This is a genomic window from Chitinophaga sp., assembly GCF_036566945.1.
GTDB lineage: Bacteria > Bacteroidota > Bacteroidia > Chitinophagales > Chitinophagaceae > Chitinophaga.
The window spans coordinates 1-4,582 of record NZ_DATCVJ010000619.1; the positions used below are offsets into that span (position 1 = coordinate 1).

The window sequence follows — 4,582 nt, forward strand, 5'->3', positions numbered from 1 at the left end:
GACACCAGCATGGTTATTCCCTGGGATGGCGTTACCCGTCAGTTTCCGGCCTGGAATCAGGACCTGAGCATGGCCCAGGCATTTAAACAATCTGCCGTACCTTATTTCCAGGAAGTAGCCCGTCGTATTGGTCAACCTACCATGCAGCTGTGGCTGGATTCCATCAAATATGGCAATATGAAAATCAGCCGTTTAGATACTTTCTGGCTGGATAATTCCCTGCTGATATCTCCGGATGAGGAATTGGGTTTTGTGAAGAAACTGTACTTTGATCAGTTGCCTTTTGCCAAAACAACCATGAAAACGGTGCGTGATGTGATGCTCATGGAAAAGACTCCTAAATATGAACTGTCCTACAAAACAGGATGGGACTATAACGATGTAAAGAAATTAGGCTGGGTAGTAGGCTGGATTGAAGAAAACAGGCATCCCTGCTTCTTTGTGCTGAACATAGAAACGGAAGATCCTACCGTTGATATACCTAAAGTACGTATGGAAATACTGCGCAACATCCTCACGGATGCCGGCTATTTCAAGGGAGAAATGTAATTTTTGTTATCCGGTGATGGGGAGATGGCCGAATAGCCCGGGAGGAGTCATCTCCCCATCACCGGATAAATCTCGCCTCCACATCAAGTCCACATCAAGTCCACATCAAGGGCGAGTCAAAGGCCGCTTTGAAGTTGACTCCTCCCGCATTTAAGGCGCACCCAACCCTGCAAATATGCGCTCCAATAACAAGTGATCGTTAAAAAAACGATAAAACCCCACCTCCACGGCTTGCAATACGTCACAAAAAAATTATTTTTGATATCTTACCTGGTTAACTACCGGTAACGGATATCTTAAAGTCAAATATGTTACGATTTCAGCATAGTGAATATTTATGGGCGTTGGTGCTCCTGTTAGTGTTACAGGTGGCCTTCCTGGGTGTTTCCTGGTGGAAACGCCGTTCTATAAGGCGTATTGGAGACAAGGCACTGGTAGAAAAGCTTTTTACCGGTTATTCCCGCAAACTGTTTGTATTAAAGTTCCTGCTTATTTTCCTGGCCTTCTTTTTTGGGGTGATTGGTCTGGCCAACCTGCAAAAGGGTAGCCGCATGGAAAAGATTACCCGCAAAGGTGTGGATGTAATGATTGCACTGGATGTCAGCAAAAGTATGCTGGCCACCGATGTACAGCCGGATCGTCTTACCCGTGCGCGTCAGCTGATCAGCAAATTGATGGATAAGCTGGATAATGACCGCGTAGGGCTGGTCGTATTTGCCGGCAATGCCTATCTGCAAATGCCACTGACTGTAGATTATTCTGCCGCCAAAATGTATCTCAGTACCGTATCTCCGGATATGATACCTTCGCAAGGTACTGCTATCGGGCAAGCCATACAGGTATCTGACGACGCTTTCAATAAAAAAGAACGTAAACATAAAGCGCTGATCATTATCTCCGATGGGGAAGATCATGACGAAACAGCGATACAACGCACTAAAGCCGCCTTCGACAACGGCGCCGTTACCAATACCATCGGCATTGGTTCCGTAGCCGGCTCCCCTCTGCCTGACCCCGAAACCGGCGGTTATAAAAAAGACAGGGAAGGCAATACCATCATTTCCAAACTGAATGAAAACGAACTCAAATCTATTGCTGCTGCGGGCAAAGGCATTTATCAACACCTGGATAACAATACAGATGATGTGGTGAATACACTGGCCAATAAAATAGACAGCATGGAGCAGAAAGAGTTTGGAGAAAATGTATTTACTGATTACAATAGTTATTTTCAATATTTCCTGGGTATATGCCTGGCATTGCTGCTGATTGAATTTTTTATACCTGAAGTACGTTTCAAACGCACGGCAGAAATACCCGCAGCTTAATACAACGGTACATGAAAGTTATTTTTATAAAATATTGTTTTATTACCACGGTAGCGCTGCTCACCGGCGTTAGCGTGTTTGCTCAAAACGGCACCAATCAGTATATCCGTAAAGGCAACGAGTTGTACAAAAAACAACAGTTTACAGACGCCGAAGCCAATTACAAAAAAGCACTGGAACAAAATGCCCAATCCGCTATAGGCAACTATAACCTGGGAAATTCTTTGTACCAGCAAAAACGCTACGATGATGCCCGTAAACAATATGCCAACACCCTGAAGCTGGGTGATAAAACGGGCATAAAATCTGATGCCGACTATAACATTGGTAATACGTTTATGGAAGATAAAAAGTGGGAAGAAAGTATCAAGTCTTACAAACAAGCCTTGAAAATGAACCCTACTGACGAAGACGCCCGTTATAACCTGGCCTATGCACAGGCCATGCTGAAAAAGCAACAGCAAGGCGGCGGCGGTGACGACAAGAAAGACAACAAGGATAAAAACAAAGACAAGAATAAGAACGATAAGAATAAAGACCAGGATAAAAATAAAGATCAGAACAAAGACCAACAGAATAAGGACAAGGACAAAAATAAAGACGAAAACAAAGACCAGCAGAATAAAGATAAAGATCAGGGTAAAGACAAAGAAGATCAGCAAAAACCGGAACCACAGCCCAGCAAAATGAGCAAGCAGGAAGCAGAACGCTTACTGCAGGCACTCTCACAGGAAGAAAAGAAATTGCAGGATAAAGCGAAGAAAGTGAAAGGACAACCGGTATCGAACGAAAAAGACTGGTAAGCATTTCATCCCCTCTTTATACATCGGCATCCAAAAGTAAGTTCGCTTGCTTTTGGATGTTTTATTTAGCGGTAGAAGGTACCTTCTTATACGCCTTTATGAAATGATTCTGATCGTAGTAACCGTTATCCGGCGCGATGCTGGCGAGTGGCTGTATCGCTGCTGCGCATCCAGCCGGGCATGAAAAAACCGGAATAAGAATACTCCGGCCGTTTTACCTAAACCTACAACTGTTACCTCGACGGTAACAATTTTCTTTCGTGTTTTAAGCAATAGCGCCCCGTTTTACGGAGGCGCTGTATTGCTCATCATCAACGGGAAGTAATTTGCGGTTGTTGTTCTCTTCTTACACTACTGTACACAGGCCGATTAACTGATTCTTCATCACTCGATTCATTTAACCTTTGTCTGATTCCTTCGCCAGTTTGATGCTTCTTTTCGCAAACTACTCCCCTCTTTTAAACACACATTATTTTGCAACTGCCTGTAAGGCGGTTCCTTCTTTTATTTCGTCACTGCCGTTTTGCACCAGCTGATCATCATCTGATAAATCGCCGAACACTTCTACCTGTCCGTTGGATTCGTTACCACATTTTACCGGTATCCATACTGCTTTACTGTTAACAGATTTGATCACAAATACTTTCTCGGAATTAGTGATGATGGCCGATTTAGGCACCACATACACATCTTTCTTTCCGGGCATTGGTATTTGTACTTCTGCATACATACCGGGAAGGAGTCTTGCGTTTTTATTGGCCACATCCATCTCCAGTATTTCTGAGCGGAGCTTCACATCCAGGCTGCCGGCAATACGATTTACCTTGGCGGTGAAAGTATCTCCTGGTAAGGATTTTACCGTGAAACGAACATCACCTGCATGCGCAGCATCATCTGTATATATTTCAGGCACGGCAATGGATAAACGTAGTTTCTGCTGTTCTTCCAGACGGAACAAAGGTTTATCGGAACCCTTTCCTGCCGGCCCTACATAGGTGCCCGGATGCACATTGCGCTGACTGATCACACCGCTGAATGGTGCGCGGATCACCAGATAGCCCAGCATCTGCTGTACTTCATGATAGGAAGAGCGGGATGATAATAATTCTGCACTGTCTGCACTCATTTTCTCAAAGGCCATATCCAGGTCGTTGGGAGAAATGGTACCGGGTACTTTACTCGTTTTCAGTAAACGTTCGTACGTAGCGCGGCTGGCACGAAACATCGCTTCTTTGGTGTGGAGGCGGGATTGCGCTTCCAGCAATTGTGTATTCATTTCGGGGGCATCCAGCGTAGCCAGCACCTGACCGGCAACTACCTGGCTGCCCAGGTCTACATTTACATTTTTCACATAGCTGTTCACCTTTGCATATAAATCGGCAAACTGGAAAGGCTTTATCTCACCGGGTAACCGGAGAGACGCATCCAGCTGGCTTTTATGCAGGTGAATCATTTTCACCTGTACACTCTGGTTTTCTGTAACATTTTCATCATCTGCCCGGGAACTGTGGCAGGAGGCAAAAAACAACCCTATTGGTAACAACGCAGCAGCCGTCATGACCCGATACGACAGGCTGTATTTATTTATATTCATGATATTGGTATGTCGTTTAGTCATTATAGTTATACGCTTAAAAAGACGCTATTAAACACGTTCCGCGCCTGGAACATAATACTGGCTGTTTTCATCTTCCGGATCCAGTGACACCGATTTCACGGTAGATTTCTGTTGTACCCAGGAGAAAATCAGTGGCAAAATAAACAGGGAGGCAAAAGTACTGGCGATCAATCCGCCTATCACGGCACGCCCCAGTGGCGCTGTTTGATCACCTGCTTCACCCAAACCGGAGGCCATTGGAATCATACCAGCTACCATGGCGATACTCGTCATCAGAATAGGAC

5 protein-coding genes are annotated in these 4,582 nt (G+C 45.0%); 3 read left to right on the forward strand and 2 right to left on the reverse strand.

What is annotated here, in order from left to right:
- The 3 genes from VIP81_RS18990 to VIP81_RS19000 form a co-directional block, all read left to right on the forward strand.
- The coding region (locus VIP81_RS18990) for a penicillin-binding transpeptidase domain-containing protein (RefSeq protein WP_331964593.1) at nucleotides 1-549 on the forward strand (549 nt) is incomplete at its 5' end.
- A 308-nt stretch (nucleotides 550-857) separates the two neighbouring features.
- A complete protein-coding gene (locus tag VIP81_RS18995; protein ID WP_331964597.1) occupies nucleotides 858-1,877 on the forward strand; it encodes a VWA domain-containing protein in 1,020 nt (339 codons plus the stop codon).
- An 11-nt stretch (nucleotides 1,878-1,888) separates the two neighbouring features.
- Entirely contained in the window at nucleotides 1,889-2,680 is a 792-nt protein-coding gene (locus tag VIP81_RS19000) for a tetratricopeptide repeat protein (protein WP_331964600.1), read from the forward strand.
- 469 nt (nucleotides 2,681-3,149) lie between these two features.
- Here VIP81_RS19000 and VIP81_RS19005 read toward each other — a convergent pair whose 3' ends face one another.
- The gene (locus tag VIP81_RS19005; RefSeq protein ID WP_331964603.1) at nucleotides 3,150-4,298 is read right to left on the reverse strand and encodes an efflux RND transporter periplasmic adaptor subunit; all 1,149 of its coding nucleotides are present in this window, start codon (nucleotides 4,296-4,298) and stop codon (nucleotides 3,150-3,152) included.
- A 27-nt stretch (nucleotides 4,299-4,325) separates the two neighbouring features.
- Nucleotides 4,326-4,582, reverse strand: a 257-nt coding sequence (locus VIP81_RS19010; RefSeq protein ID WP_331964606.1) for an efflux RND transporter permease subunit, incomplete at its 5' end; no start/stop codon positions are given.